36 protein-coding genes and 1 tRNA gene are annotated in these 24,678 nt (G+C 52.9%); 31 read left to right on the forward strand and 6 right to left on the reverse strand.

What is annotated here, in order from left to right; translation table 11 throughout:
• Window positions 1-6 precede the first annotated feature (6 nt).
• Genes argB through EQM14_RS01365 form a run of 4 tightly spaced genes read left to right on the forward strand, consistent with a single transcriptional unit; the run spans window position 7 to window position 3,481 of the window.
• Window positions 7-864 (forward strand): acetylglutamate kinase, encoded by an 858-nt coding sequence (argB, locus tag EQM14_RS01350; RefSeq protein ID WP_128741267.1) that lies wholly within the window; start codon window positions 7-9, stop codon window positions 862-864.
• Window positions 865-880: 16 nt separating this feature from the next.
• On the forward strand, window positions 881-2,062 hold the full coding sequence (locus tag EQM14_RS01355; RefSeq protein WP_128741268.1) for an aspartate aminotransferase family protein: 1,182 nt from the start codon (window positions 881-883) through the stop codon (window positions 2,060-2,062).
• Between the two features lie 20 nt (window positions 2,063-2,082).
• A complete protein-coding gene (gene argF / locus EQM14_RS01360) occupies window positions 2,083-2,988 on the forward strand; it encodes an ornithine carbamoyltransferase (RefSeq protein WP_128741269.1) in 906 nt (301 codons plus the stop codon).
• A gap of 58 nt (window positions 2,989-3,046) precedes the next feature.
• On the forward strand, window positions 3,047-3,481 hold the full coding sequence (locus tag EQM14_RS01365; protein WP_128741270.1) for a GNAT family N-acetyltransferase: 435 nt from the start codon (window positions 3,047-3,049) through the stop codon (window positions 3,479-3,481).
• 132 nt (window positions 3,482-3,613) lie between these two features.
• Here the strand turns inward: EQM14_RS01365 and EQM14_RS01370 are convergent, their stop codons facing one another.
• The gene (locus EQM14_RS01370) at window positions 3,614-4,888 is read right to left on the reverse strand and encodes a PepSY1/2 domain-containing protein (RefSeq protein WP_128741271.1); all 1,275 of its coding nucleotides are present in this window, start codon (window positions 4,886-4,888) and stop codon (window positions 3,614-3,616) included.
• 397 nt (window positions 4,889-5,285) lie between these two features.
• Here EQM14_RS01370 and EQM14_RS01375 point away from each other — a divergent pair, with 397 nt between their 5' ends.
• The 8 genes from EQM14_RS01375 to EQM14_RS01410 all read left to right on the forward strand — a co-directional run bounded on the left by EQM14_RS01375 (window position 5,286) and on the right by EQM14_RS01410 (window position 12,147).
• Entirely contained in the window at window positions 5,286-6,137 is an 852-nt protein-coding gene (locus EQM14_RS01375) for an EAL domain-containing protein (RefSeq protein ID WP_128741272.1), read from the forward strand.
• Between the two features lie 160 nt (window positions 6,138-6,297).
• Window positions 6,298-7,686 carry a UDP-N-acetylmuramoyl-L-alanine--D-glutamate ligase gene (gene murD, locus EQM14_RS01380; protein WP_128741273.1) on the forward strand — a complete coding sequence of 463 codons (1,389 nt, stop codon included), beginning with the start codon at window positions 6,298-6,300 and terminating at the stop codon, window positions 7,684-7,686.
• 29 nt (window positions 7,687-7,715) lie between these two features.
• Window positions 7,716-8,735: a M20/M25/M40 family metallo-hydrolase gene (locus EQM14_RS01385; RefSeq protein ID WP_128741274.1), complete on the forward strand. Its 1,020-nt coding sequence runs from the start codon at window positions 7,716-7,718 to the stop codon at window positions 8,733-8,735.
• Complete coding sequence (locus tag EQM14_RS01390) at window positions 8,732-9,763, forward strand: M42 family metallopeptidase (protein ID WP_128741275.1); 1,032 nt, start codon at window positions 8,732-8,734, stop codon at window positions 9,761-9,763. The genes EQM14_RS01385 and EQM14_RS01390 overlap by 4 nt, the downstream gene beginning before the upstream one ends.
• Complete coding sequence (locus tag EQM14_RS01395; RefSeq protein ID WP_128741276.1) at window positions 9,760-10,491, forward strand: GNAT family N-acetyltransferase; 732 nt, start codon at window positions 9,760-9,762, stop codon at window positions 10,489-10,491. The genes EQM14_RS01390 and EQM14_RS01395 overlap by 4 nt, the downstream gene beginning before the upstream one ends.
• Before the next feature lie 9 nt (window positions 10,492-10,500).
• Entirely contained in the window at window positions 10,501-10,689 is a 189-nt protein-coding gene (locus EQM14_RS01400; protein ID WP_128741277.1) for a DUF6440 family protein, read from the forward strand.
• A 43-nt stretch (window positions 10,690-10,732) separates the two neighbouring features.
• Window positions 10,733-12,001 (forward strand): methionine gamma-lyase family protein, encoded by a 1,269-nt coding sequence (locus EQM14_RS01405; protein ID WP_128741278.1) that lies wholly within the window; start codon window positions 10,733-10,735, stop codon window positions 11,999-12,001.
• Window positions 12,002-12,062: 61 nt separating this feature from the next.
• Window positions 12,063-12,147, forward strand: a tRNA-Leu gene (locus EQM14_RS01410).
• A 32-nt stretch (window positions 12,148-12,179) separates the two neighbouring features.
• Here the strand turns inward: EQM14_RS01410 and EQM14_RS01415 are convergent.
• From EQM14_RS01415 to EQM14_RS01430, 4 genes are all read right to left on the reverse strand, one after another.
• Window positions 12,180-13,358, reverse strand: a complete 1,179-nt coding sequence (locus EQM14_RS01415) for a tyrosine-type recombinase/integrase (RefSeq protein ID WP_128741279.1) — start codon at window positions 13,356-13,358, stop codon at window positions 12,180-12,182.
• Window positions 13,359-13,588: 230 nt separating this feature from the next.
• Complete coding sequence (locus EQM14_RS01420) at window positions 13,589-13,924, reverse strand: helix-turn-helix domain-containing protein (RefSeq protein ID WP_128741280.1); 336 nt, start codon at window positions 13,922-13,924, stop codon at window positions 13,589-13,591.
• 590 nt (window positions 13,925-14,514) lie between these two features.
• A complete protein-coding gene (locus EQM14_RS01425; protein ID WP_128741281.1) occupies window positions 14,515-14,727 on the reverse strand; it encodes a hypothetical protein in 213 nt (70 codons plus the stop codon).
• Window positions 14,728-14,807: 80 nt separating this feature from the next.
• On the reverse strand, window positions 14,808-15,176 hold the full coding sequence (locus tag EQM14_RS01430; RefSeq protein WP_128741282.1) for a hypothetical protein: 369 nt from the start codon (window positions 15,174-15,176) through the stop codon (window positions 14,808-14,810).
• Window positions 15,177-15,231: 55 nt separating this feature from the next.
• Here EQM14_RS01430 and EQM14_RS16200 point away from each other — a divergent pair, with 55 nt between their 5' ends.
• Genes EQM14_RS16200 through EQM14_RS01455 form a run of 7 tightly spaced genes read left to right on the forward strand, consistent with a single transcriptional unit; the run spans window position 15,232 to window position 17,235 of the window.
• Entirely contained in the window at window positions 15,232-15,405 is a 174-nt protein-coding gene (locus EQM14_RS16200; protein WP_164918910.1) for a hypothetical protein, read from the forward strand.
• An 18-nt stretch (window positions 15,406-15,423) separates the two neighbouring features.
• Window positions 15,424-16,167, forward strand: a complete 744-nt coding sequence (locus EQM14_RS01435) for an ORF6N domain-containing protein (RefSeq protein WP_442861483.1) — start codon at window positions 15,424-15,426, stop codon at window positions 16,165-16,167.
• Window positions 16,154-16,411 carry a hypothetical protein gene (locus tag EQM14_RS01440; RefSeq protein ID WP_128741284.1) on the forward strand — a complete coding sequence of 86 codons (258 nt, stop codon included), beginning with the start codon at window positions 16,154-16,156 and terminating at the stop codon, window positions 16,409-16,411. The genes EQM14_RS01435 and EQM14_RS01440 overlap by 14 nt, the downstream gene beginning before the upstream one ends.
• 3 nt (window positions 16,412-16,414) lie before the next feature.
• Window positions 16,415-16,615, forward strand: a complete 201-nt coding sequence (locus EQM14_RS01445; RefSeq protein ID WP_128741285.1) for a hypothetical protein — start codon at window positions 16,415-16,417, stop codon at window positions 16,613-16,615.
• Window positions 16,616-16,664: 49 nt separating this feature from the next.
• On the forward strand, window positions 16,665-16,871 hold the full coding sequence (locus EQM14_RS01450) for a hypothetical protein (RefSeq protein WP_128741286.1): 207 nt from the start codon (window positions 16,665-16,667) through the stop codon (window positions 16,869-16,871).
• On the forward strand, window positions 16,868-17,014 hold the full coding sequence (locus EQM14_RS16205) for a hypothetical protein (RefSeq protein ID WP_164918911.1): 147 nt from the start codon (window positions 16,868-16,870) through the stop codon (window positions 17,012-17,014). The genes EQM14_RS01450 and EQM14_RS16205 overlap by 4 nt, the downstream gene beginning before the upstream one ends.
• Entirely contained in the window at window positions 17,011-17,235 is a 225-nt protein-coding gene (locus EQM14_RS01455) for a hypothetical protein (RefSeq protein WP_128741287.1), read from the forward strand. The genes EQM14_RS16205 and EQM14_RS01455 overlap by 4 nt, the downstream gene beginning before the upstream one ends.
• 177 nt (window positions 17,236-17,412) lie before the next feature.
• On the opposite strand, the gene EQM14_RS16915 is transcribed toward EQM14_RS01455, so the two are convergent.
• The gene (locus tag EQM14_RS16915; protein ID WP_128741288.1) at window positions 17,413-17,625 is read right to left on the reverse strand and encodes a double zinc ribbon domain-containing protein; all 213 of its coding nucleotides are present in this window, start codon (window positions 17,623-17,625) and stop codon (window positions 17,413-17,415) included.
• Window positions 17,626-17,695: 70 nt separating this feature from the next.
• On the opposite strand from EQM14_RS16915, the gene EQM14_RS01465 reads away from it, so the two are divergent.
• The 12 genes from EQM14_RS01465 to EQM14_RS01515 all read left to right on the forward strand — a co-directional run bounded on the left by EQM14_RS01465 (window position 17,696) and on the right by EQM14_RS01515 (window position 24,673).
• Window positions 17,696-18,124: a Lar family restriction alleviation protein gene (locus EQM14_RS01465; RefSeq protein ID WP_128741289.1), complete on the forward strand. Its 429-nt coding sequence runs from the start codon at window positions 17,696-17,698 to the stop codon at window positions 18,122-18,124.
• On the forward strand, window positions 18,121-18,252 hold the full coding sequence (locus EQM14_RS16810) for a hypothetical protein (protein WP_256372434.1): 132 nt from the start codon (window positions 18,121-18,123) through the stop codon (window positions 18,250-18,252). Before EQM14_RS01465 ends, EQM14_RS16810 begins: the two co-directional genes overlap by 4 nt.
• 460 nt (window positions 18,253-18,712) lie before the next feature.
• Window positions 18,713-20,020: a DUF7666 domain-containing protein gene (locus tag EQM14_RS16495; RefSeq protein WP_205703184.1), complete on the forward strand. Its 1,308-nt coding sequence runs from the start codon at window positions 18,713-18,715 to the stop codon at window positions 20,018-20,020.
• The gene (locus tag EQM14_RS01475) at window positions 20,017-20,349 is read left to right on the forward strand and encodes a hypothetical protein (RefSeq protein ID WP_128741290.1); all 333 of its coding nucleotides are present in this window, start codon (window positions 20,017-20,019) and stop codon (window positions 20,347-20,349) included. The genes EQM14_RS16495 and EQM14_RS01475 overlap by 4 nt, the downstream gene beginning before the upstream one ends.
• On the forward strand, window positions 20,349-20,861 hold the full coding sequence (locus EQM14_RS01480; protein ID WP_128741291.1) for a siphovirus Gp157 family protein: 513 nt from the start codon (window positions 20,349-20,351) through the stop codon (window positions 20,859-20,861). Before EQM14_RS01475 ends, EQM14_RS01480 begins: the two co-directional genes overlap by 1 nt.
• Before the next feature lie 8 nt (window positions 20,862-20,869).
• A complete protein-coding gene (locus EQM14_RS01485) occupies window positions 20,870-21,520 on the forward strand; it encodes an ERF family protein (RefSeq protein ID WP_128741292.1) in 651 nt (216 codons plus the stop codon).
• Entirely contained in the window at window positions 21,517-22,053 is a 537-nt protein-coding gene (locus EQM14_RS01490) for a hypothetical protein (protein WP_128741293.1), read from the forward strand. Before EQM14_RS01485 ends, EQM14_RS01490 begins: the two co-directional genes overlap by 4 nt.
• A complete protein-coding gene (locus tag EQM14_RS01495; RefSeq protein ID WP_128741294.1) occupies window positions 22,044-22,889 on the forward strand; it encodes a phosphoadenosine phosphosulfate reductase family protein in 846 nt (281 codons plus the stop codon). The genes EQM14_RS01490 and EQM14_RS01495 overlap by 10 nt, the downstream gene beginning before the upstream one ends.
• Complete coding sequence (locus tag EQM14_RS01500) at window positions 22,886-23,182, forward strand: hypothetical protein (RefSeq protein WP_128741295.1); 297 nt, start codon at window positions 22,886-22,888, stop codon at window positions 23,180-23,182. The genes EQM14_RS01495 and EQM14_RS01500 overlap by 4 nt, the downstream gene beginning before the upstream one ends.
• 28 nt (window positions 23,183-23,210) lie before the next feature.
• Window positions 23,211-23,861: a hypothetical protein gene (locus tag EQM14_RS01505; protein ID WP_128741296.1), complete on the forward strand. Its 651-nt coding sequence runs from the start codon at window positions 23,211-23,213 to the stop codon at window positions 23,859-23,861.
• Window positions 23,861-24,298 (forward strand): single-stranded DNA-binding protein, encoded by a 438-nt coding sequence (locus EQM14_RS01510; protein ID WP_128741297.1) that lies wholly within the window; start codon window positions 23,861-23,863, stop codon window positions 24,296-24,298. The genes EQM14_RS01505 and EQM14_RS01510 overlap by 1 nt, the downstream gene beginning before the upstream one ends.
• Window positions 24,299-24,307: 9 nt before the next feature.
• A complete protein-coding gene (locus EQM14_RS01515; RefSeq protein WP_128741298.1) occupies window positions 24,308-24,673 on the forward strand; it encodes a hypothetical protein in 366 nt (121 codons plus the stop codon).
• The last annotated feature ends 5 nt before the right edge of the window (window positions 24,674-24,678 follow it).

Here is a 24,678-nt window from a genome sequence, read left to right on the forward strand (position 1 = left end):
AGCGACATGCAGATTTCAAATACGGACCGGGCGCAGGTGCTGGTGCAGGCCCTGCCCTACATCCAGACTCACGCCGGGCGTACCGTCGTTGTTAAATACGGCGGCAGCGCGATGGTGGACGAAACGCTGAAGGAAGCCGTCATGAGCGATATCGTGCTGATGCAGCTCGTGGGCATCCGCGTGGTCGTGGTCCACGGCGGCGGAAAGGAAATCAGCGCGATGCTGAAAAAGATCGGCAAGGAAAGCCGGTTTGTAAACGGCATGCGCTACACCGACCGCGAAACCGTCGATATTGTCCAGATGGTGCTGGCCGGCAAGGTGAACAAGGATCTGGTCCAGCTTCTGGAGCGGCACGGAGGGCGGTCCATCGGCCTGTGCGGGCTGGACGACGGAATGCTGACCGCAAAGAAGCTGGAGGAGGGGGAAGACCTCGGCTACGTCGGGGACATCACGAAGGTGGACCCCGCGGTGATCCGCAACGCGACGGAAAACGGCTATATTCCGGTGATTTCGACCGTCGCGGGCGGCGAAAACGGCGAGGTTTACAACATCAACGCGGATATCGCGGCGGCCCGCGTTGCGGCGGAGCTGAAAGCGGAAAAGCTGATCCTGATGACCGATGTGCGCGGGCTTCTCCGCGATCCGCATGACGACGGCACGCTGATTCCCGTCGTCAACGTCAGCGACGTGCCGAAACTGAAAAACGAGGGAATCATCGGCGGAGGAATGATCCCGAAAATCGACTGCTGCGTGGACGCCGTGCGCAGGGGAGTCGCGCGGGCCCATATCATCGACGGCCGGATTCCCCACTCGATTTTGATCGAGCTGTTCTCCGACGAGGGGATCGGGACCATGCTGTGCTGAAACGGAGGAAATTAATATGACCTTTGAAGAAATCGAACAGCAGGAACAGCGGAACATGATGCCTGTTTTTTCCCGTTTTCCGGTGGCGCTCGTCTCCGGAAAAGGCGCGACGGCAGTCGGTGTGGACGGGAAGGAATACGTCGATTTTACCGCCGGCATCGGCGTCAATTCGCTCGGTTACTGCGACCCGGAGTGGTCCGCGGCCGTCGCGGGGCAGGCTTCGGCCATCCAGCACCTGTCCAATCTTTATTACAGCCCCGTTCAGACGGCGGCGGCGGAAAAGCTGTGCGAACTCAGCGGCATGTCGAAAGTGTTTTTTGCGAATTCCGGCGCGGAGGCCAATGAATGCGCCGTCAAACTCGCACGCAAATACGGCCGGGATTTTCTCGGATCGAGCTGCACGGAGATCGTCACGCTGAAAAATTCATTTCATGGCCGCACCGTCACGACGCTTGCCGCGACCGGGCAGGATGAGTTCCACGCGTGTTTCACTCCGCTGACCTCCGGCTTTTCCTATGCGGAACCCAACATGGAAAGCGTCAAGTCCGCCGTGACGGAAAAGACCTGCGCCGTCCTGCTCGAGCTGATTCAGGGCGAAGGCGGCGTGGTGCCGATGCCGGAGCCGTTCGTCAAGGAGCTGCGCGCGTTCTGCACGGAGAAAAAGATCCTGCTGATGGTCGACGAGGTCCAGACCGGCGTCGGCCGAACCGGGGCTTTCTACTGCTACCAGAATTACGGCATTCTGCCGGATGTCGTCACCAGCGCGAAAGGCATCGCCTCCGGGCTGCCGCTCGGCGCGTGCCTGTGCGCCGAGCCGTTCGCAAACGTCCTCGGCCCCGGAACCCACGGCTCGACCTTCGGGGGAAACCCGGTCGCCTGTGCCGGCGCGCTGGTGGTGCTCCGCCGCCTCGCCTCGCCCGAATTCCTGAGCGGCGTAAAGGCGAAGGGAAAATATCTTTCCGAAAAGCTCGCGGAAATGCCCGGCATTGCTTGTGTGCGCGGGATGGGCATGATGATCGGCGCGAAGCCGTCGCACGGCGCCCCCGGCGAAATCGCCGGAAGATGCGCGGAACGCGGGCTTTTGATCCTGACCGCGAAGGATGTTCTGCGCCTGCTGCCGCCTCTGGTCATCACCAAGGAGGAAGCGGACCGGGGGCTGGCGATTCTGAGGGAAGTGCTGGACACATTCAAATCATAAATACGACAGGAGGGACCGTTATGAACCATTTACTGAAAATGATGGATCTGACCGCGGGGGACATCACGGAGATCCTGAATCTTGCGGATCAGCTCAAGTATGAACAGAAGCACGGCATCGCGCATCCGCGCCTCGCGGGCAAGACGCTCGGCATGATCTTTGAGAAGGCGAGCACGCGCACGCGCGTCTCGTTCGAGGTCGGCATGTATCAGCTCGGCGGGCTGCCGATTTTTCTTTCGTCCGACGACCTGCAGATCGGCCGCGGGGAGCCGGTGCAGGACACGGCCCGCGTACTGTCGCGGTATTTAAGCGGCATCATGATCCGCACCTACAAGCAGTCGGAGGTCGAGGCGCTGGCCGCCAACGGCACGATCCCGGTCATCAACGGCCTGACGGATTATTCCCACCCGTGCCAGGTGCTTGCGGACCTGATGACCATCCGTGAATACAAAGGCGCGCTCGAGGGGCTGAAGCTCTGTTTCATCGGCGACGGAAACAACATGATGAATTCGCTGATCGTCGGCGGACTCAAAATGAAGATGGAAGTCGCGGTCGCCTGCCCTTCCGGTTATAAACCCGCGCAGGATGTCTTGGACTTTGCCGTGACTCACCCGGCGTTCAGCATGACGAACGACCCGGCCGAGGCCGCGAGGGGCGCGGACGTCGTCATTACGGACGTCTGGGCCTCGATGGGGGAAGAAGCCGAGGCAGGAAAGCGCCGGAAGGATTTCGCCGGATACCAGATCAATGCGGAGGTTTTGAATGCCGCCAAGCCGGACGCGGTCGTTCAGCACTGCCTGCCCGCCCACCGCGGGGAGGAGATCACGGAAGAGGTTTTTGAAAGCCACGCGAAAGAGATTTTCGACGAGGCGGAAAACCGTCTGCACGCGCAGAAGGCCGTGCTGGTCAAGCTGCTGGGGAAATAGCTTCGGAGGATAAGGCCGGACCGGTTTCGGCCCGATTCCTGTCTGTGAGGTGACTGCGATGGAAATCAGACAAATGCGGATTCAGGACTATGAGGAGGTCCGCCGCCTTTGGGCCGGCATGCCGGGGATCGGCCTGCGCGGGCTGGACGATTCAAAAGACGGAATTTCCGGATTTCTTGCGCGAAATCCCAAAACCTGCTTTGTCGCTTTGAACCGGGGTGAAGTGATCGGAGTGATTCTCTGCGGAAACGACGGCAGAAGAGGGTATATTTACCATCTTGCGGTTTGTCCCTCCTGCCGCGGAAAAGGAGTCGGCCGGTCCCTGGTGGGTGCCGTGGTCGGCGCGCTGAAAGAGGAGAGGATCAATAAGGCGGCGCTTGTCGTGTTCCGCTCGAATGACCTTGGGAACCATTTCTGGAGCTCCATCGGTTTTGAAGAGCGGGAGGACCTGATCTATCGGGATGCGGTCCTTGACGAATCGAGGGATATCTGACGGGGATGTCCCCTGCGGCGGCTTTCCACGCTGCCCGGACAAAAGAACAGAACCCGCCCGGTCCGTGCCGGAAGCCGCAAAAGAGCGGAACGCAGAAAATGCGCTCCGCCCTTTTTTCAGGTTTTCCGCGTGTCACCGCGCCAGCACGCCGTTGTCGGACGACTCCAGAATCAGGATGTCTTCCTCGTAGCCGGTCTTGGCGTTGACATACACCAAGACGCGGTCGCCGTTTTTGCCGGTGCACTGGAATTCCCAGCACAGCACTTCATTCAGGCCGGGAGTCGGGATCAGCGCCAGCCGGCTCAGGTTGACCGTCAAATTCGGGCTGACCTTTTTCTGCGCGTCGGCTGAGGAAAGCGATGCTTTCAGAGTGCGGGAAGTGTGGTTCATGAGATAGCCCGTCGCCTGAAAGCGGACGATATCTCCGTTGTCCAGTGCGACCCCCACCTTGACCAGGTCCGGATAGCACAGAACGCCGTCCTGCAGATAGGCGTAGTTGATCATGCAGATTCCGTCGTTGATCACGTAATAGCTTTCCTTCATGTTCTGGATGCCCCTGCCGTCCAGAAACGCGCGCGCCTTTTCGGAGGCCGCCTTGTAGTCGAGCGTCTTCGTTCCGACCGCGCGGGTGTTCGCCATCTCGGAGACATAGCCGCCCGCCTTGGTGACGGAAATCCGGATGCCGCCGTCGTTGGCCGTAAAATTATAGGTCGGCATGTTTCCCGCCGTATCCTGCGAGTGGGACAGTCCGGACTGCTGCAGGCCGGTAAAATCCGCCGCGATATTCTGCGCGTTGCCCTGCGGGATCGTCTGTTTCCCCTGCGTCAGTTTCGGTTTCATCTGGCTGACATGGTCGGAAAACGGGCCGTCGTAAATCAGCGACGGGAAATTCGTAAAGTCCTGCTCCGTATTTTTCAGGGAATCGTTGAAGTTTTCAGAGCTGAAATCCGGGTCCACGTCCTGAAGGTCTTTCTGCAGCTTTTTTGCATAGGCCTCCAGATTTTCCATCGATTTGAATTCATCGGAGCTGATCGGCTTTCCCTCCGAGATCTTTTTCGACAGGCTCATCGAAAAATCGCCGACCTGAGTGATGAACCTGCTCACATTGTCGATGGAGTTTTCCGTCAGCGGCAGAACGGAGATCGCCGCTTTCGCCATGCCGGATTCCCGCATCAGCTTCGCGGCCAGGCCGTTCTGTTCTGTCGCGGTGTTGGCGTATACCGCCTTGTTCAGAGTGATCTGGATATTGTCCACGCAGTCGCGCAGGTCGCTCAGTGAGCGCGTGTAGCCGTACTGTAAATCCCTTCTGTAACGCTCCGCCTGGGAATAGCCGTATACCGTCGCTCCGCCGAGAGCGCAGATGATGGTCATGACAATCGCAAGCGTCGCGATCCGCTTTTTTTTCATAGTTTCACCCCTGCGCTTATTTTCAGACCGAAAGGCTGCAAATATACGCTTTTTGTGAAGGAGCCGGCAAATCTTCCTGACTTCACAGCTCCTTTCGTCTCTTTAGTCAAATCCGATAATTTCGCTGTTGGGCTTTTGAAAATCCTTGTGGTTGTTCCTGAATCTTACTGTTTTTAATTTTTAGCACTGTACATTCCCTGATTGCTGGATTATAATGGATGTTGTTAATTATAATAAAAATTAATATTCTTTCAAGTATGTTTTATACAGGATGACTGTGTTTACCCCGACAGGGCCGCACGCGGGGTGACGGGGCCGGAGCTCCGGCGTCCGTGACCTGCGGCGGTCCGTTCTTCGAAGGCTGTGTTGTAAGAAAAAACTTTGGGAAGTGATTCTGATGCCGGATTCAGAAAACAGTCAGTCGAGGGACGGCCTTTCCGGGCGGCTGTTTTACGGTGCGGGCCGGAGCGGCAGGGAGCGGCGCCGGTTGGAGGAATGGCTGAACGACGCGATCAAAAACGATCGGTTTGAGATATATTACCAACCCCTTTACACCGTGTGCGACGGCAGCTTTACCGAGGCGGAAGCACTTCTGAGGCTCAAGGGCCCCGACGGCGAATATATCCCGCCGGACGAATTTATTCCCGTGGCGGAGGAGACCGGCCAGATCATCGAAATCGGATGGATGGTTCTGAAACGCGTCTGCAGCTACATTAACTATTTGCTGTCCTGCCGCATCGATGTCGACACGATTTCCGTCAACCTTTCCGTCGTGCAGCTGATGGGCGAGGACGCCGTGCCAAGCCTTTTGAAAATCATCCGAGACAGCGGAATTTCGCCGAATCGCATTCTGTTTGAAATCACGGAAAGCATTCTCATCAGCAATTATACACTGATCGCGGAGAAAATCCGCGAGCTGAGCCGCACCGGCATTCAGTTCGCTCTGGACGATTTCGGGACGGGGTACTCCAACATCACCAATGTGATCGACCTGCCGTTCGACGTGGTCAAGATCGACAAAAGCCTGATCTGGGATTCGATGAAAAACCGCCGGTGCAACATCATGATCCGGGAACTGACCCGCACGTTCCGCAACATCAATCTGCTCGTGACGGCGGAGGGCGTGGAGACCGAGGAGCACGACCGATTTGTCCGCCAGTGCGGATGCGATAAAATCCAGGGCTTCCGCTACGCGAAGCCGATGCCGGTCAGCCGCGCCGCGGACTATTTCGGGCGCTGCGCCGTTTAGCGGGGATAGTCAGGATGCCGCTCTTTGGAGCGGCGTTTTTTTCCCTATGCGGATTGTTTTTTCCCGGCCCGTCGCCCGTTTTCCCTTGATATTTCCATCGCTCGCAAGTATAATAAAAACAATTGCCTATCCAATCTTTGGAGGAAGTGGAACAATTCTTATGGATATTCGGAAATTTTACCGGATGATAAAAGGGAGGACCGTCGCGTTCTGCGGCATCGGCGGAAGCAACCTGCCGCTTGCGGTCGCGTTTGCGAAGCAGGGAGCCGTTGTTACGGCGAGGGATAAACGGACGGAGGACAAGCTGGGCGAAGCGGCTGAAAAGCTGACGGAAGCCGGGGTCCGGCTCAGATGCGGCGAGGACTATCTGAAAGACCTCGATGAGGAAATCGTTTTTCGCACGCCCGCCATGCGTTACACCCTTCCGGAGCTGGATGCCGCGCGCGCGCGGGGGGCCGCCGTCACCTCCGAGATGGAAATTTTCTTCGAGACCTGCCCGTGCCAAATCTTTGCCGTGACGGGCAGCGACGGAAAGACCACGACAACGACCGTGATTTCAAAAATTCTTGAAAGCGCCGGAAAAAGGGCGCACCTCGGCGGAAATATCGGCGATCCCCTGCTGCCCCGCGTGGAGCAGATGGCGCCGGAGGACGCCGCGGTCGCGGAGCTGTCCAGCTTCCAGCTCATTTCGATGCGCCGCAGCCCTGATGTTGCTGTCGTGACGAACGTGACGCCGAATCATCTCGACGTACACAAGGACATGCAGGAATATATCGATGCCAAGCGAAATATCATTCTGCATCAGGACGCGTTCGGCCGCGCGGTTCTGAACGCGGACAACGAGATTACCGCCTCGTTCGCACGGGATGTGCGCGGGCAGTGCCTGCTGTTCAGCCGCAGGCATCCGGTGGAACACGGCGCTTATATGGATCCCGACGGCGAGATCTATTTTGTGAACGGGATGCAAAAAACGCGCGTCATGAACGCTTCCGACATTAAAATTCCGGGAAAGCACAACATTGAGAATTACCTCGCGGCGATCTGCGCCGTCTGGGGTTACGCGGGGGTCGACGACATCGCCCGCGTCGCGAAGAATTTTGCCGGCGTGGAACACCGCAACGAACTGGTCCGCGAATTCGAGGGCGTGCGGTACTTCAACGATTCCATCGGCACAACGCCGAGCCGCACGATCAGCGGCGCGCTTTCGCTGTTCGATCAGCGCATTCTGCTGATTGCGGGCGGCTACGACAAAAATATTCCGTTCGAACCGCTCGGGCCCGTCGTCGCGGATAAGGTCAAGGTTCTGGTGCTCATCGGCCAGACGGCGGACAAGATCGAAAGGGCGGTGGTTTCCGCGCCGAATTACAGACCGGAAAACCTGAAAATCTTCCGTGCGGACACGCTGGAAGAAGCGGTGAATCTCTGCCAGAGAGAGGCCGAAAGCGGCGATGTCGTTTCTCTTTCCCCGGCCTGCGCCAGTTTCGGCATGTTCCCGAATTACGAAACGCGCGGCGAAATTTTCCGCGAGCTTGTCAACGCGCTGAAGTAGGGAATCCGAACGATGGGAGGAGTGGCTTTTTGAAGGAGCTAGAACAGCTTGTGTTCCGCCTCTGCGCGGCCCCGGGAACTCCGGGCGGGGAACTGCCCGCCGCAAAGGCCGCGGAGGCGGAACTTTCGAAAATCGCAAAGGTGAGCATCAGCCGGATGGGCAATCTGACGGCTGAATTCGGCGACCCGGGCGCAAAGGAGCATGTTCTGCTCGACGCGCACCTGGACCAGATCGGACTGATCGTCACCGGGATCGATGAAAACGGATTCCTGAACGTCGGCCGGTGCGGCGGGGCCGACGCGCGCGTGCTGCCGGGGACCGCGGTCACTGTGTATGGAAAAGAGACGCTTTGCGGCGTCGTCTGCTGCACTCCGCCCCATTTGCAGGAGGGCGGGGAGGACAAGGTGGAGCCGGTCGATAAAATGGCGGTGGACGTCGGCCTGACCCGCGGCACGGCGGAAAAACTGGTCCGCCCCGGAGACCGCATTCTGTTTTGCACACAGCCGAAGCGCCTGCTCGGCGCGAGAGTCTCCGCGGCGGGGCTGGACGACCGCGCCGGCGTTGCGGCTTTTGTCCGCTGCGCGCAGATTCTGTCCGGTGAACCCCTGCGCTGCCGGGTTACCGTCCTTTGCAGCACGCAGGAGGAAGTCGGGGGAGCGGGCGCGAAAATCGGCGCGTTTTCCGCGGAGCCCACGCAGGCTGTTGCAGTGGACGTCAGTTTCGCTTCTCAGCCCGGGATTCCGGACGTCAATCTTGGAAAACTCGGCGGAGGGCCGATGATCGGCATCGCCCCGGTTCTGGACAAAAAGATCACGGATTCGCTGATCCGGCTGGCGGAAAAGAAAAAAATGCCCTGGACCCGCGAGGTGATGGGAGGAAACACCGGCACCAACTCGGATGAAATCGCGACTTTGGGGCGGGGCGTGCCGACCGGCATGGTTTCCATTCCGCTGCGGTACATGCACACTCCGGCGGAGGTCGTCGATCTGAACGATATTGAAAACACGGCGCAGCTGCTCGCCGCGTATCTGCGGGAGGTGGGGAAGTGAGCCGGTTTGAACTGCTCCGGGAGCTTTGCGCGGCGCACGGGATTTCCGGGCGCGAGGACGCGGTGCGGGAGATCGTCCTGCGGGAGATCGGGCCGCTTGCCGATTCGGTCGAGGTCACCCCGCTTGGGAATGTGATCGCGTTCAAAAAAGGAGAAAAAAGGCCGAAAACCACGCTGATGCTTGACGCGCATATGGACGAGGTCGGGCTGATGATCACCGATTATACGGACGCCGGACTGCTGAAATTCGCGGCGGTCGGCGGAATCGACCGCCGCGTTCTGCCGGGAAAAACGGTCTGGATCGGGGGCAGGCTTCCCGGCGTGATCGGCATTAAGCCGATCCATCTCCTGGAGGGGGACGAAAAAGGAAAGAGCGTTCCGCTCAAGGATCTGTACATCGACATCGGCGCGGGCAGCCGGGAGGAGGCCGAGAGACAGGTCAGGCCCGGCGACGCGGCGGTATTCGACTCGGTGTTTGACCTTTCGCACGGCATGGTGAAAAGCAAGGCGCTGGATGACCGTGCCGGCTGTGCGCTTCTGATCGAGCTGATGAGAGACGGGCTCAAATACGATACGACGTTTGTGTTCTCCGTGCAGGAAGAGGTAGGATTGAACGGCGCAAAAACCGCTGCATTCGCAGTCGCGCCGCAGGCGGCCATTGCGGTGGAATGCACCACGGCGGCAGACGTCGCGGGGGTCGAGCATGGCAGGGATGTCTGCCGGCTAGGGGACGGCCCGGTCCTATCGTTTATGGACCGCCGAACCGTCTATGACCGGGACTATTACAGGATGGCGTTCGAAGCGGCGGAAAGCGCGGGAATCAATTGCCAGCCCAAGCGCGCCGTCGCCGGGGGCAACGACGCGGGGGCCATTCATTCCTCTCGCTCCGGCGTCCGGACGGCGGCTGTGTCACTGCCGTGCCGTTACCTGCACTCCCCGGTCGGCGTCATCGCGCAGGAGGACTACGAAGAAGCAAAAAAGCTGCTTGCCGTTCTGGCCGAAAGGATCGCTGAAACAGATACCGTATGATAAAACTCATAGAATCAAAAAATGACATCACCGCTTCCGAGGACAATCCATTCGGATGTAAAATCCGGTCCGTGGCGGAGGCCTATGGGATTGAAGAGGCTTTTGCCCAGTTCTGGGTTCAGGACGGCGGCTCCTCTCTGGCGAAGCTGGACGATACCGCCGTGCTGGAAGACCGGGAATCGGACTGGGACGAACTGGCCGGATTCCTTCGGATGCTGGACGTGAAGACCGTTTCCTGTTCGGAAAAGGCCGCCGGATGCCTGGGGTTCCCGGTGTCATCACGGGGGGAGATTATGCTGCTGCGCGGGACGGCTGACAAAAACCATTCGTCAGAGGCGGAGCGAAACCCGGGTCCGCGCGAGATTTACGCTCTGCTGTGCGCGGCGCGCAGCGATACCTTTGTTCCGCCGGAATTTGAGCCGTTTTATATGGATCTGTCCTATCGCACGCGGCACGGCGCCGCCATGTCCATTGGAATCCGCTCCGGCGGAGTGCTGGTGGCCTGCGCTCTCTGTTCTTCCATGACGGAACGCGCCGCGGTTCTTTCCGCCGTTGCTGTCCTGCCGCAGTTCCGGCACAAGGGATTTGGCCGCTCGGCGGTCACCGCGCTGACGGGCCTGCTGAACCGCGAGAGGATCTTCCTTCTCAGGGCGGATGGCGCGAATGAGGAATTTTACCGGTCCATGGGCTTTGTACCCAGCGGAAGATGGGCCGAGATACACTTTTAAGGAGGATTCATGAAAGAAAAACGCTTTGAAGTTGTTTATTCCCAGGGAACTCTGGAAACGCTGAAAATCATTCGGGATACCCGGACCGGCGTGCAGTACCTTGCGATGCAGTCCGGCTATGCGGGTGGGCTGACGCCGCTTCTGGACCGCGAAGGGAAACCGGTTTTGACTTCCCCTGACGCGGAGGGCGAACACTGAAAAGTGGGAGACACACGAAGAAATAGAAATAGGAGTCGATCTTTTGTATCCTTTTTTTAAAATCAGTCAGAGAATTCTTGATTCGGCGGAATGTGCTGAAAAAATGATCCGGCCGCAGGTGGAATGGATCGACCGGACGACGGAGTACAATCAACAGAAAATGCTGGCCGCGTTTATTAAAAACGGAGTGAGCGAAAGCCATTTTGCCGCTTCTACAGGATATGGCTACGGGGACCGCGGACGCGACGCGCTGGACCGTGTCTTTGCGGACGCGCTCGGCGCAGAGGACGCACTGGTCCGCCACAATTTTGTCAGCGGCACGCACGCCCTGACCGTTGCGCTGTTCGGCGTGCTCCGCCCCGGCGACACGATGCTGAGCGTGACGGGCCTTCCCTATGACACCCTTCGCTCGGTCATCGGTCTGACCGGAAACGGGATCGGATCGCTGAAAGAATTCGGCATCCGGTATGAGCAGGTCGAGATGACTCCGGACGGAAAGCCGGATTATGGAGAGATCGAACGCAGGGTTCACCCCGGAATCCGTATGGTTTATCTGCAGCGTTCCCGCGGGTACAGCCTGCGTCCGTCGCTGTTTGTCGAGGAAATTGAAAAGATAGCGAAAATTGCGAAAAAGAAGGCACCGGACTGCATTGTAATGGTTGACAACTGTTACGGGGAATTCGTGCAGAATGAAGAGCCTGTTTCTCGTGGGGCAGACCTGATGGCGGGTTCCCTGATTAAGAACCCGGGCGGTGGGGTCGCGCCGACCGGCGGGTATATTGCCGGGAAAAAAGAGCTTGTGGAAAAATGTGCCTACCGTCTGACCGCGCCGGGCGTCGGCCGGGAAGTGGGGGCAACGCTAGGCAACAACCGGGAACTTTTCATGGGTGCGTTCCATGCTCCCCATGTGACGGGAGAGGCACTGAAAACCGCGGTATTCACCTCGGCATTGTTCCAGCTTCTGGGGTATGAAGTAACGCCGAAATGCGATGAGCCTCGCGCGGATATCATTCAGACGTTGCTTCTGGGAAGCGAGAAAGCTTTGGTTGCCTTTTGCCGCGGCGTACAGCGCGGCGCGCCGGTGGATTCGTTTGTGATTCCGGAGCCGTGGGATATGCCCGGCTATGACTGCAAGGTTATCATGGCGGCGGGAGCGTTTACGCTGGGCGCCTCGATCGAGCTTTCCGCAGATGCTCCGCTGCGCGAGCCTTATGCCGCCTGGATGCAGGGCGGACTGAATTACCACAGCGGCCGTCTCGGCGCGATGCTTGCCGCTCAATCAATGTTGGACGAGGGCGTATTGAAGGATTGACCCCTTGCCAAACCGCTGCTTTTGCGGTATAATACAACAATCCGGTTTTTCCGGGCCTTACGCGGGTGTGGTGGAATTGGCAGACACGCAAGATTTAGGTTCTTGTGGATTATTCCATGCAGGTTCAAGTCCTGTCACCCGCACCACAGGCTATAAAGTCGCATGAATGCTGAATTATTCAGTGGTTTGTGTGACTTTTTTTCTTTGCCTGTTTGACCTTAAATTTTCGTCCATACGACACTTGTACGACACCTGTACTGAGTTTTAGCCCTTTGCGCAGTACGTCCATTTCATTGTGAACATATATTTCCGATGTCATTTTAATGTCTTTATGCCCCATGATTTTCTGAATCGTATAGATGTCTACGCCTCTGCGGCGAAGTACTGTTCCAAATGTATGCCGCAACTCGTGCGCCGTAAGCTCCGGCACGTCTGGATGGGCTACGTGAAGCGCATCCATAAACCGCTTTAACTTTTGTGACCATGTATTTGGGCTTTGTACGGAGCCGCTACGGCCTGGGAAAATGTAATCCCCGTTATGTGGCAGAGAACCTATGAATTCCGCGCAATCATTATCAATCGGAATTACCCGATAGCTTTTCCATTTTGGAGGGTTTGTCTTAATTGTTTCAAGCTTACGATCTTCTTTTCCCTGAACGTCAGCAATCGCCCGGTTTACAGATATAGTTTTTTCGGCAGCATTAAAATCTGCCCATTTTAGCCCGAGCAGTTCTCCACGACGTAGGCCAGTGCAAAGCGCAACATATACTTCCGGCATGCTGAGTTTTGCAGAAGATTTTACAACCTCAATTTGCTTATCAGAATATACCTGTTTGACGTTCTTTTTTTTATGGCTTTTTACAACCGTGTGGCGAGTCGGATTCTTTTGGCATACATCATTTTCAATCGCAGTTTCAAATATACCGTTTAAACACATATGAAGCTTTTTCAGCACGGACTCTGAAAAATGTGAATTGCTATCAAAAAATTCCTGAATGTTAACCGGCTTTATGCTTTTAATATCAGCCTTACCAAAAAAAGGTATTAGATGATTATTTACATTCTGCTCGTAAGTCATATGGTAAGTATTAATATCCACGTTGGGCTTTTTATAGATTTCCAGCCACTTTTTTGCCCACTCGGAAAATGTTACGTCCTTTTCAATAAATGCTTCTCCGGTCTGCTCCGCTACCTTCTGAGCGATTATCCATTCTTCGCCTTGCTGGTTTGCATCGGCTCTGCTTGTATCGCTGTAGAAGCTCTTACGGATCGGATCACCGTTCAGACTATGACCGACTGTCTTTTTAACCTCGAAATATTTGCCGTGATTCGGCTTTTCTTTTTTTGGTCTGCCCATGTTGCTACCTCCTGACGGCCATTTTTTGGACTTTGCTATATATAGTAATTAAAAATCTATATGTTGTGTTGCAAGATTATGGGAAAAGTGCTAAAATAAGCGGGAAATTAAAAACATATGTTCTTTTGTAAAACAGGAGGATGCAATGGAGGATGAAGAAATTCCGAGAAGACTTGCAGAAATACTTAAGGAAGCAAATTTAGAATCGCTTGAAAGCATTAAAACAAAAGCTATTTGTCTGACTGATGGTCTACCTTGTACCGAGCATAGTCTAGCAATTCCTTTTGTTTCTCGAGAGGTAATTTCTTAACCAACCGAATTATTTCATTGGATAGCTCGTCACGTTCTGTGACGGGCTTATTTTTTTGCTCTTTTCCAAACAATAAGAAGTCCGCGCTTGTCTCTAAATATTTGACAGCCTTTGCAAGCATATCTCCGTTTGGAATAGCTTTCCCGTTTTTCCAACGACCGATTGTAGCTTCTGGAATGCCTGTATCTTTAGACATGCGGTAAGGCGTTATGCCCTTGGATTCCATCAGATTAGTAAGCCTTTGTGAAAATGACATAAAAATTCGCTCCCAACATTAGCACTAATACCAACAAAAATGTTAGTAAAACCTCTTGACTACTAACATCAATGTTGGTACAATAGCATTGTAATAAATGATTACTCAATCAGACAACAACAAAGAAAGCACTTCTGAAATTGGCATTTCAAAAAGCGCGATAACAATTTGTCCTCAACACGCAAATTGTAAATGATTCGCTAAGATATGTCAATAGAGAAAATTGGAAAGAAAGTGATTTTCTGCCAATTAACCAAAACCACAAATGAATTTTGTGTAGTTTGGGACGTCAACACCGTGCGGCGTGACCGTACTCCGGGGCCGGAACCGGAAAGAGTCTCCCGGCAGGCACCCGGCGGATTGGCCTGTATCCGGTCCGCTATCCAGAAAATTAGAAGGAATGGGGCCAGAGTTTAAATAGTTCGTTGTGCAATAGCGGCGTTTCGGCAGCGCGGGCGCCGCAGAAAGGAGGGCAAATGGTAATAGGCGAAAAAAATTGCGATCAAATCGTCATTACTTCCGATAACGGCGAAGTGATCGCGGTAATTTCAGACGGAGAAATAATTGAACTTAAAGGTTATCGGGTTACGCTATCCTAAATTATTATTTTTGCTGCAGTCTGGATTTGAACACGGAGTTTTTACGTTGTTAATTTTTCTTACATGATAATCTTCGTAATTCCCTTTTTCAATTGATTTAACAAATTGCTTCCGGTTCATGTTGCGGTTTGTTTGATTATCATGAAAAGTTTGATTTCTGCCATTAGAATCTTCCGCGTTTACTGTAACTCTTGGATTGCTCAATATACCACCTCCATTCCGCCACAATTCTACTCCGGAAATGAAAATCTTACAAGAAAGGAAGTATTGCGTGAAAAAGTTTTTTAGTGAAAACTGGATACCCATTCTTGTATCAGCGGCCACAACCATTTTAATCCGTTTATTGCTAAATTGGTAGCTACACTAACCAAAATCGGGATCCAGGCATTCTTTATCCAAAGCTCTTTATTCCTGCGCTTTTTAACGTCAAAATACATTAATCCATCAGGCGTTATCCGGATGTTATGCGGACCGTCGCTAAACCAACCGAATTTGATTAAACCATCATTTTTTAAAGCAAACATCAAATCTTTTACGTCAGGCCCTAATGCATCAGTAAGCAGTTCATAAAGACTTTTATCATCCGGATTTTCAATTCCGCCCGCATGATTCAACAAATATCTTAACGCATATTCTTCCTCTTTAATTGTCAACCGTATCATCTCCAATTTGATTTTACATCAGCAAAAATCCATTTTCAAGAAAGGAATGATTCTCACGATTAGAAAAATCAAAAATAAAATCTGGGACCGCTCTTCCGCACAGGAATACATTCAGAAGGTCAACCGTGGCAGAGCAAAATTCGGCCTAACCTATCTTTCGGCTTGCGATTATCTCGGCCTGAATCCGAATAATGCGGCTACGATGAAAGGAATGATTTGAACGAACGAAATTATCAAGATCAACCGCACGGACCTCACTGTCAAAGAATACCACGGTCAACGTGTCGTTACCTTCAAGGATATCGATGCTTGCCATAGCAAGCAAGAAGGAGCTGCCCGGAAGCGGTTCAACGAAAACAAGCAGCATTTTGTAAAAGGCACGGACTTTTTTGAAATCAGTCGTTCCGATGTCGGTGACGATTTCGGACGGACATACGGATTCAGCAACAAGGCACCTAAAGGAATCATCATCACCGAATCCGGTTATCTCATGCTTGTTAAATCCTTTACAGACGATCTCGCTTGGGCGGTTCAGCGGCAGCTTGTGAATACATACTTCCGCAAGGTGCCGACGGCAGATTTAAAACTTCAAATGCAGCAGGAACGCGTTCATGCAATGTCGATGAATGCAAAGACACGCGCTTTGAAAGTGCTCATGAAGACAATCGGCGATAAGCATCTTTCCGCAATCGCCGCGCAGGTGTTCGGCCTGACTACCATTGAAGAAGTAACCGGACAAAAAATTGGCGCTCGCCCGGAATGCGGAAAGCTCTACAGTGCCCAGGATATTGCGGATGAAGTTGGAAGCAACCGGATCACCGTTGGCAAGAAAGCCACGGCGGCAGGGCTGAAAACGGACGAATATGGCATTACCACACTGTCAAAATCCGAACACGGGCCGAAGCAGGTTCCGACATTCATGTATAACGAGCGAGGCAGGGCGAAGGTAAAGGAGTTGTTCAGCAATCATGGAAATCCCTAATGAAGTCCTTAGCCGTTTTTCAGAACTTGATGATCTTGTTCATACCTATCCACGCTCGATACCGGTAGATATTGCCGCAAAATTCCTTGGCATTTCCGGCTATTGCCTCCGGTCCTGCCTGATGGGATACAATCCAATTGGCCTGGGCTGGAAGGAAAGCGGAAAGGCAAACAGGGGGTTCAATATCCCAACCGGAAAATTTTACGCATGGTATCACAATCTGGACGCGAGAAAGGAGGCGTGACTTTTGGAAGGGCTTAATATCCAGATCAGACTAAAGAAAATTCATTTAACCCAGCGCTGGCTTTTGCAGCAATTACACGAACGCGGATTTGGGTCCCTTTACGAGCCTCTTCTTTCGAGCATTCTTAAAGGGATATATACCGGACCGCTTGCAGATTCAGTGATTTCCGCCTCTGAGGATATTTTAAAAGAACAGGAACCGTAAATCCAACGACGTTCAAAAGCCACTCCATTATTTTTAAGGAGATGCTTTTATGAACAATCCGCAAACAGCCGCAACCAATTTTGAGCTGATCGAAGCTCAATCAGCCTATATGAAATCGCTCCGCAGAAACGCACATAAGCGAACCGTGCGGGCAATTAAGGCAGCAATTAAAGCCTCCAAACTGCAAGGCAATGTCTGGATGGAAAGTCTGCTGAAAAGATGTCTGCGCATTTACCGCACGGGGTACGACCTATGAAGCCTGTTTGTATCGCCGTGACGCTGATCCTTTGGGCCGGGTACGCTTTTGGGCACGACAAGAAGCCAGTCCCGCGCTGGAACCATATCGCAATCCATTTGATTTATGCAGCATGTCTGATCGGGGCGGTGAGGATGCCGTGAGTAATGTGATTCCGTTCCCAGTGGACCAATCCGAACATTACACCATCGACTATGATCCGGTTTCCCACGCCGTGGATATCCCACTAGTGCCTGATGAAGTAATGCCGGCCGTCTGCATCCTGGTTGTTTTTATTGAACTGCTGATTGGCCAGGGCACATTGACCGCAGATGAAATTTTACAGGTTGTGCTACAGGCAACCGAATTTTGTGAAAAGAATTGAAATACCGCCGAGAGGCGGGGAAGGAGGGAAAAGCATGGAGAAAAATGTTAAGGAAACAAAGTTTTGCGTTTGCCCGAAGTGTGGCAAGCAATGGCATTTACCCGAAGCAAAATACTGTGGAAACTGCGGAGCGAAATTAAAGGAAGCCTCTGCGAAAGGCTCCCTTTAGTTGCTGGATTACTTGTACGGCTTGCCACAATCAGGACAGAATTTGTAGGTGTTGTCTTCGATTAATGCCTCGCAATTAGGACATTTTCCGATCATAGGAGACCCGCAGTAAGGGCAAAACTTTTTCATCTCAGTAATTTTTGACCTTCCAGCTACAATTTCCGAACCATACATTTGATGATAAGTGCAATTTTTTGAGCTGCAAAGAGCATAGTGCATCATCAATATCACCTCCCTTCCGACAATATTCTACTGCGGAAAGGGAAAATTTACAAGAATAGGAGGAAATCTGATGGAAGAACTGAAACCGTGCCCGTTCTGCGGGGGCGAAGCCTGGCAGGAAGTTAATTCTAAAAAAGCATGGACGAGATGTGCTCAATGCGGAGCAACAACGGCCGGATTCCAAGACTTCCACAATACGGACGGAAGTATCATCGACCGGCGAGTGATGGCTGCCGGGGCTTGGAACCGCCGCGCCGCCCCGGAAAACAAACCGCTGACGCTCTACCAACTCCGGCAGATGGACGGGGAACGCGTATGGACACAGTTCCGAGGGCTGGGCATGTACGGGCTTGTCGCCTACCATTCAGACCCGGATGGTGACGACGGGGATGATATTTACATCACAAATAATCTTGGCGGCCGGAGTACATTTGAAGAAATTTTAAGCCAAGGCGGAATGGTTTACGCCCGCCGCCCGGAAGGAAGCGAAACAAAATGAAATTCATTACCCGCCTTATCTCCGCCCACCATATCCGCAAGGCCCTGCGCTGGAAACAACAGCGGATCCACAGCAACCGTGACGCATACCGGCTTGGATTCCGCAGAGCGGAGAAGTATCATGTATGACCCGTGCGCCCGCTGCCCGTGCATCCTGCGGCAGGAAGTTTGCCGAAAGTTCTGCACGGCCTATAAAGCTGCTGTCGAAGCAGACGTACATAGCGGGATGGTGCAGATGGGCAGAGACCTACATGATCGGATTGCCAGAAAGGACGGCCATAAATGAAGTGCAATCACAACTGTTTTCACTGCGAATATCCGGATTGCGTTTGCGGGTATGACCGTATTTCTCCAGAAGTCAGAGATATTAACAACGCCCTGTTCGGGTGGGACTTTGAAATACGTAAGAAACGAGTAAACGAATTATTAAAGCATGGGTACTCGGAGGTCTGGATTAAAGCGGCTATGAATTTGACTAATGGTGAATTCCAAGCCTGTATAAAAAGCGCCGCCAAGCGGCTGGCACCCGCATGACGGCAAAACGATAAATCTACACCGCTATTATAGGCGGAGAAAGAGAGTTTGTCAAATGAAAGCTTACAAGGGCTTTAATAAAAATTTACAGTGCCGTGGGCACCAATATGAGATCGGGCGGACCGACGAGGAGCCAGATGCAGACCTTTGCGAGACGGGGTTTCACGCCTGCGAAGATCCAATTGACGTTCTGGGATACTACGCGCCTGGTGCCGGAAGCCGGTATTGCGAGGTTGACCTCGATGATGTAACCGGTCAGCGTAAAGATGATTCTAAGCGAGTAGGAAAGAAAATCACGGTTGGCGCGGAGATTGGTATTCCTGGGCTGGTAAAAGCCCATATCAAATATGTCAAAGCGCATACCACATTCGAGCATACGGACCCGAAACAGGCCACTGCGGGCTATCGTGGCGCTGCCACTGCGGGCGAATCCGGCGCTGCCACTGCGGGCTATTGTGGCGCTGCCACTGCGGGCAAATCCGGCGCTGCCACTGCGGGCAATTATGGCGCTGCCACTGCGGGCAATTATGGCGCTGCCACTGCGGGCTATTGTGGCGCTGCCACTGCGGGCAAATCCGGCGCTGCCACTGCGGGCAATTATGGCGCTGCCACTGCGGGCAATTATGGCGCTGCCACTGCGGGCAATTATGGCGCTGCCACTGCGGGCGAATCCGGCGCTGCCACTGCGGGCTATCGTGGCGCTGCCACTGCGGGCGAATCCGGCGCTGCCACTGCGGGCGAATCCGGCGCTGCCACTGCGGGCGAATCCGGCGCTGCCACTGCGGGCGAATCCGGCGCTGCCACTGCGGGCAATTATGGCGCTGCCACTGCGGGCGAATCCGGCGCTGCCACTGCGGGCTATTGTGGCGCTGCCACTGCGGGCGAATCCGGCGCTGCCACTGCGGGCAATTATGGCGCTGCCACTGCGGGCTATTGTGGCGCTGCCACTGCGGGCAAATCCGGCGCTGCCACTGCGGGCAATTATGGCGCTGCCACTGCGGGCAATTATGGCGCTGCCACTGCGGGCAATTATGGCGCTGCCACTGCGGGCGAATCCGGCGCTGCCACTGCGGGCAATTATGGCGCTGCCACTGCGGGCGAATCCGGCGCTGCCACTGCGGGCTATCGCGGCGCTGCCACATCCCGCGGCTCGGTGTCCGTCGGAGAAAACGGCGTCGGCCTGGTCCGCGGGGATGGCGTAAAAGCAAAAGGCGGTCTCGGGGCCGTTCTGGTGATCTGCGAGGAAAACAAGGACGATTGCGGCATCAAAACGTGGAAAGCCGTTGTAGTAGACGGCAAGAAGATCAAAGCTGATACATACTACCAGCTGAAAAACGGCGAACTTCTGGAGGTAGTGAAATGAGCAAAGTAAATCAGCTTGTCCTTGACTGTGCGGCTAAAGTGCTCCGTATCAATGAGACAACGGAAGCGGAAATACATTTTGAAATCGACGGTACTGGAATTGAGTGCTGGGGATACAAGCACGGGTATGATAATGCTCCTAAAGTTGGGAATTATCCAGAACCTGATTTTGTCCCGCTACCAACGCCAGCAGAAAACGGAACTACATCATTTGTTGGGAAAATTTATATAGCTGATGATCTTTTCGCAGACGCAGAAACACAGCTTCGCGCCCTGCTTGAATCCCTGAACGCGCTGGAAAAGGAACTGCTCACGAAGGAGGAAAAATAATGGCATCGCTTTATGAAATCAATCAGACCTATAAGGCGTTTTTGGATCAGATTGCATCCGGTGATATTCCAGAGGAAGCCATTGCTGACACGCTGGAAGCGCTCGATGGAGAGTTTGACGATAAAGCGGACAATATTGCATGTTACATAAAATCGCTTCTGAGCGATGCACAGGCTATCAAAGCAGAAGAAGACGCGCTTGCAGAGCGCCGAGAAGCCAAAAAGCATAAGGCTGACAGCCTACAAAACTACCTTTATCAGCAATTCAAACTGCGCGGAAAGGATAAATTGGAAACGCCTCGCAACGTTCTTAAAATCCGAAAGAATCCACCTTCGGTGCAGATCGACGATGAGGACGCCTTTATCGAGTGGGCCAAAACTCAGAAAGACACGGATATGCTCACCGTAAAAGACCCGATCATCAACAAAACATCCGTCAAAAACGCGCTGAAAGCCGGGGCCGAAGTCCCTCACGCGCAGCTCGTGGCAGGCGAAAAATTGTCGATTAAGTGAGGCGTGAAATGAATATCTACGAAAAAATCCTCGCGATCATGCAGGATGTCCAATATCTTGCCAAAGACGATCATGTCGAATTTGGAAAAACCAATTACAAGGCGCTGTCTGAGGAAAAAGTAACAGCCATTATGCGCGCCGAGCTTATCAAGTACAACCTGATTGTCTATCCATTCCAGCAGGACTCCAACCGCGCGGGCAGCATCACCCACGTTGACACAAAATACCGGATGGTAAACGTGGAGGACCCGAAAGAATTTATCGAAATCGCTTCCGCTGGCGACGGTGCGGACTCGCAGGATAAAGGTTCAGGCAAGGCCATGACATACGCCTTTAAGTACATGTGGCTTCGTGTATTTGCACTTCCAACCGGGGAGGACCCCGACAAGATTTCAAGTGCCGAATTGGATGATAAGGCCGAAAAAGAGGCAGAAAAAGCCCAAAAAGCCGCTCCTCAGTACATCGGCGAGATCAAGCAGACCGTCATACTCAAAGAGTTGCACCGTACCGGATGGAACGCAAAAGAAATGTTGGCGTACCTCGGCAAGAAGTTCCCGCACGACGTGCCCGATACCATCGGCCACATTACAGAAGCACAGTTTACGTTTATCGTGAAAGCTCTGGAAAAGCGCCCGGATAAGGACGCTGAACCGGCATGAGGATACAGTTTGACCGTGCACGATGGGCGCAGGACGGCGATGGTTTTTGGCTCTCACTCCGCACCAGAGCATCGGAGCAGGCGAAGATGTTTCTCGACGATATGCAGAACGGAAAGCTCTATGATGCTGAGATAAAAATCCACCGTGAAAAACGGTCGCTCGACGCCAACGCCTATGCATGGCTACTCATGGATAAACTCGCATCAAAACTCCATATATCTCCGGAGGAAATCTATCGCCTATATATTCACGATGTAGCCGGTAATTTTGTTATCCAGCCGGTTCGGGAAGATATGATTGAGCGATGGGATAAGATATGGTGCTCCGGTCACGTTGGCCGCATGACGGACGATCTCGGGGAGTGCAAGCATACGCCGGGATACCACAATATCCGTTGTTACCTCGGCTCCTCGGATTATGACTCCGCGCAAATGTCGCGCTTGATCGAGCTTATCGTTGACGATTGCAAAGCGCAGGGCATCCAAACCGATACGCCGGAGGAGATCGCAAAGAGGGAGGCGCTATGGACTTAGAACAAACAGCAATAAAACGGATTCAGTATGCCGCCGAGATTTCTGAAACGTACTATAATGCTCCGCTGATTGTTACATATTCCGGCGGCAAGGATTCAGAAGTCAATTTGGAACTAACAAAAAGGGCTGGAATTGATTTTGAAGTTCAACACAATCATACCACGGCGGATGCGCCGGAAACCGTGCGGCATGTCCGGGAAACATTTCACAGGTTGGAATTGGAAGGTATTCAATGCACGCTAAATCTTCCACGGTATAAATGGCAACCGGCTAGCATCTGGGGACTGATTCCGTCTTTTGGACCTCCAACACGAATCTTTCGATGGTGTTGCAAAATTTTCAAGGAATCTGGCGGTAAAAATCGTTGTGTTACTACTGGGGTACGCTGGGATGAAAGCACAGGCAGAAAGGCTAACCGTGGAGCGCTTGAAGCGGGAAGAGACAATTTATTTTTTGATGATAATGACGAATCGCGCAAAGATTTTGAAGCGTGTCCAATAAAAGGCACCACAACAATAAATCCAATAATTGAGTGGAAAAATTCAGATGTTTGGAGCTTTGCAAGGTCTGAACATTTATGTATGAATCCGCTTTATGAATGTGGCTTTTCTCGCGTTGGGTGTGTTGGTTGCCCGATGGCGCAGAAGCATCGTTACGATGAATTCCGAAGATACCCAAAGTATGAATTAAATTATCGTCTCGCATTTGGAAGAATGATTAAAAGGCGAAAAGCAGCCGGAAAACCTACGCAATGGAAAACCGCAGATGAAGTTTTTGATTGGTGGATGGAGGACAAAAACCTTGACGGTCAGATTGAATTTGAAGGGGTGAAATGACAATCAAAAAGGAAGAATTTTGTATTGTTCCTCCCGGCCCGTTTTGGACGAATGAGCGCCGCCCAGGTTTTGCCCGCCATGAAATTTTTTTCGGGCCGTACCGTCAGAAGTCAATCAAACTCGGCCTTGTCGTTTTTTTGACTCACGAAATGCACAACACGGGGCCGTATGGCGTACATAACAACCACGAAAACGACCTGATTTTGAAACGTGCAGGGCAACGCGCCGCAATGAATTATTACGGATGGGATACGGCACGGTTTATAAACGAATTTGGTAAAAATTATTTGTAACGCCGCTTTACGGCTGAAAGGATAATGAATGGCACCTAGAAACCTGCTAGGCAATGTTTTTGGCAGACTTACCGTAATAAGCAAAGCAAGCAATAACATTCACGGGAAGGCTCAGTGGTTATGTAAATGCGAATGCGGGAAAGTCAAAATAGTTTTAGCAGATAGTTTGATTTCTGGGAAAACTAGGAGTTGTGGATGCCTGCAAAAAGAAATTGCTCCACTTAATAATCCACCAAAACATGGTATGTCAAGAACGCGCCTATGGACTATTTGGTGCGGAATGAAAAGTAGATGCTATTATCCAAAAAATATCGCTTACAAAGATTACGGTGGGCGCGGAATAAAAGTATGTGACGAATGGCTACATGATTTTTTATCTTTTTTCAAATGGTCTATGAAAAACGGATATGCTGAAAATTTGACAATTGATCGCATCAATTACGATGGAAACTATGCGCCTTCAAATTGTAAATGGTCAACATATGAGGAACAGGAAAACAACCGAAGGGATACGGTTTTTCTAACGATATCAGGAATAAAGCTTCCTGTTTCTGAATGGGCCAGAAAAGTGGGCATTTCAGCAGCAACACTACGGTGGAGAATTGACAACGGATGGAAAGAAAATGAAATTTTGATGCGCCCAAATTTGAACAACAAAAACATTAGGAGGCAAATGTAATGCTTAACTCCGTGAATCTTCAAGGCAGATTTATCGCAACGCCTGAGCTGAGACACACACCGAACGGTATTTCCGTTACATCATTTTCTCTAGCAAATGATATTGGATACGGTGAGAAAAAGAAAACCGCATTCATCGATTGTGTCGCTTGGCGCGGTACCGCTGAGCTAATTTGCAAGTGGTTTCAGAAGGGCGACATGGTAATTGTACAGGGTTTCATCCAGACGCGGACCTACACGGACAAGGATGGCAATAAGCGCAAGGCCGTGGAGATCGTCGCTGATGCGGTTCATTTTGCGGAGCCGAAGCGCGACAGGGATTCCAATAGCGGCAACAAAAATACATATGAACCCGCGCACGGATCAGCGGATATTGACGCCGGAGAAGATATGGGAGATTTTGAAGAAACACCGGTTCCGGATGATCTCCCGTTTTGAGGCGGCGCCATGAACATCATTGACTATATCCCCGTCGGTTCCGCCAACGCGATCAGCCGCAAGCAGCTCTGCGCCGTAACAGGGCTGCCGGACCGGCTCATGCGCCGGGAGATCGAGCGGGCGAGAAAAGATTACGCGATACTCAACATTGACGGCTCCGGGTACTTCCGCCCAGCAGATGGCGAGGCTTATCTTACCGAGAGATGGCTCAAGCAGGAGCGCAGCCGGGAACGGCATGTCAGGGATGCCACTAGAGGGGCCGAGAAAGCGCTTTTAGGTTCAAACCGTGAGTTGATACCGGTACACTCCTACGTGAGGCGTAAGCGCCGTGGAGAGGACGAGAGGCCGCAGATTGAGGGACAAATGAGACTTTAGAAGGT

Source organism: Caproiciproducens sp. NJN-50, assembly GCF_004103755.1.
Classification (GTDB): domain Bacteria; phylum Bacillota; class Clostridia; order Oscillospirales; family Acutalibacteraceae; genus Caproicibacter.

Coding starts and splice junctions, on each gene's coding strand:
- argB (WP_128741267.1), top strand. CDS start 7: ATGCAGATTTCAAATACGGACCGGGCGCAGGTGCTGGTGCAGGCCCTG.
- EQM14_RS01355 (WP_128741268.1), top strand. CDS start 881: ATGACCTTTGAAGAAATCGAACAGCAGGAACAGCGGAACATGATGCCT.
- argF (WP_128741269.1), top strand. CDS start 2,083: ATGAACCATTTACTGAAAATGATGGATCTGACCGCGGGGGACATCACG.
- EQM14_RS01365 (WP_128741270.1), top strand. CDS start 3,047: ATGGAAATCAGACAAATGCGGATTCAGGACTATGAGGAGGTCCGCCGC.
- EQM14_RS01370 (WP_128741271.1), bottom strand. CDS start 4,888: ATGAAAAAAAAGCGGATCGCGACGCTTGCGATTGTCATGACCATCATC.
- EQM14_RS01375 (WP_128741272.1), top strand. CDS start 5,286: ATGCCGGATTCAGAAAACAGTCAGTCGAGGGACGGCCTTTCCGGGCGG.
- murD (WP_128741273.1), top strand. CDS start 6,298: ATGGATATTCGGAAATTTTACCGGATGATAAAAGGGAGGACCGTCGCG.
- EQM14_RS01395 (WP_128741276.1), top strand. CDS start 9,760: ATGATAAAACTCATAGAATCAAAAAATGACATCACCGCTTCCGAGGAC.
- EQM14_RS01400 (WP_128741277.1), top strand. CDS start 10,501: ATGAAAGAAAAACGCTTTGAAGTTGTTTATTCCCAGGGAACTCTGGAA.
- EQM14_RS01415 (WP_128741279.1), bottom strand. CDS start 13,358: ATGGGCAGACCAAAAAAAGAAAAGCCGAATCACGGCAAATATTTCGAG.
- EQM14_RS01420 (WP_128741280.1), bottom strand. CDS start 13,924: ATGTCATTTTCACAAAGGCTTACTAATCTGATGGAATCCAAGGGCATA.
- EQM14_RS16200 (WP_164918910.1), top strand. CDS start 15,232: ATGATTCTCACGATTAGAAAAATCAAAAATAAAATCTGGGACCGCTCT.
- EQM14_RS01440 (WP_128741284.1), top strand. CDS start 16,154: ATGGAAATCCCTAATGAAGTCCTTAGCCGTTTTTCAGAACTTGATGAT.
- EQM14_RS01450 (WP_128741286.1), top strand. CDS start 16,665: ATGAACAATCCGCAAACAGCCGCAACCAATTTTGAGCTGATCGAAGCT.
- EQM14_RS16205 (WP_164918911.1), top strand. CDS start 16,868: ATGAAGCCTGTTTGTATCGCCGTGACGCTGATCCTTTGGGCCGGGTAC.
- EQM14_RS16915 (WP_128741288.1), bottom strand. CDS start 17,625: ATGATGCACTATGCTCTTTGCAGCTCAAAAAATTGCACTTATCATCAA.
- EQM14_RS01465 (WP_128741289.1), top strand. CDS start 17,696: ATGGAAGAACTGAAACCGTGCCCGTTCTGCGGGGGCGAAGCCTGGCAG.
- EQM14_RS16810 (WP_256372434.1), top strand. CDS start 18,121: ATGAAATTCATTACCCGCCTTATCTCCGCCCACCATATCCGCAAGGCC.
- EQM14_RS16495 (WP_205703184.1), top strand. CDS start 18,713: ATGAAAGCTTACAAGGGCTTTAATAAAAATTTACAGTGCCGTGGGCAC.
- EQM14_RS01475 (WP_128741290.1), top strand. CDS start 20,017: ATGAGCAAAGTAAATCAGCTTGTCCTTGACTGTGCGGCTAAAGTGCTC.
- EQM14_RS01480 (WP_128741291.1), top strand. CDS start 20,349: ATGGCATCGCTTTATGAAATCAATCAGACCTATAAGGCGTTTTTGGAT.
- EQM14_RS01485 (WP_128741292.1), top strand. CDS start 20,870: ATGAATATCTACGAAAAAATCCTCGCGATCATGCAGGATGTCCAATAT.
- EQM14_RS01490 (WP_128741293.1), top strand. CDS start 21,517: ATGAGGATACAGTTTGACCGTGCACGATGGGCGCAGGACGGCGATGGT.
- EQM14_RS01495 (WP_128741294.1), top strand. CDS start 22,044: ATGGACTTAGAACAAACAGCAATAAAACGGATTCAGTATGCCGCCGAG.
- EQM14_RS01500 (WP_128741295.1), top strand. CDS start 22,886: ATGACAATCAAAAAGGAAGAATTTTGTATTGTTCCTCCCGGCCCGTTT.
- EQM14_RS01505 (WP_128741296.1), top strand. CDS start 23,211: ATGGCACCTAGAAACCTGCTAGGCAATGTTTTTGGCAGACTTACCGTA.
- EQM14_RS01510 (WP_128741297.1), top strand. CDS start 23,861: ATGCTTAACTCCGTGAATCTTCAAGGCAGATTTATCGCAACGCCTGAG.
- EQM14_RS01515 (WP_128741298.1), top strand. CDS start 24,308: ATGAACATCATTGACTATATCCCCGTCGGTTCCGCCAACGCGATCAGC.